This is a genomic window from Campylobacter sp. RM9334 (genome assembly GCF_020138145.1).
Taxonomy (GTDB): domain Bacteria; phylum Campylobacterota; class Campylobacteria; order Campylobacterales; family Campylobacteraceae; genus Campylobacter_E.
The window spans coordinates 1-351 of record NZ_JACGAX010000066.1 but is presented as its reverse complement, the minus strand read 5'-3'; the positions used below and the strand labels follow the sequence as shown (position 1 = coordinate 351).

At 30.2% G+C, this 351-nt stretch carries 1 protein-coding gene; it reads left to right on the top strand.

Annotation, left to right across the window (positions count from 1 at the left end):
- Window positions 1-351 (top strand): hypothetical protein (locus AVBRAN9334_RS10140; protein WP_336607748.1); only part of this gene is annotated, 351 nt, incomplete at both ends.

The following is a 351-nucleotide window of genomic DNA, read 5'->3' as shown; positions in this document are numbered from 1 at the left end:
TTCATTTATGTTACAAACAATTTTTAAGGTAGAGTATGATTATAATGAAAAGATGCTTGAAGCTATTTCAGGATATAATACTGATTTTAGTTCAGGTAGTAGCCCTACAATTTTTCAAAAAAATGCTTATAGTGATTCGCTAAAGGGTGTATTGCCAAACGAAGTGGTTGGAATAGCATTTACTCAGACAAAAACACCACAATTATTTGGAAGAGCCTATAGTTATAGTTTAAATGCAAGAGCTGTTGATTTTACAACTGGTAAAGCTAGAGGCATAATTAATTCTTGGGTAGAAAGTGCTGTAAAAAATTTACAAGTAAAAAATTATATTTATACAGAAACAGCTAGAAG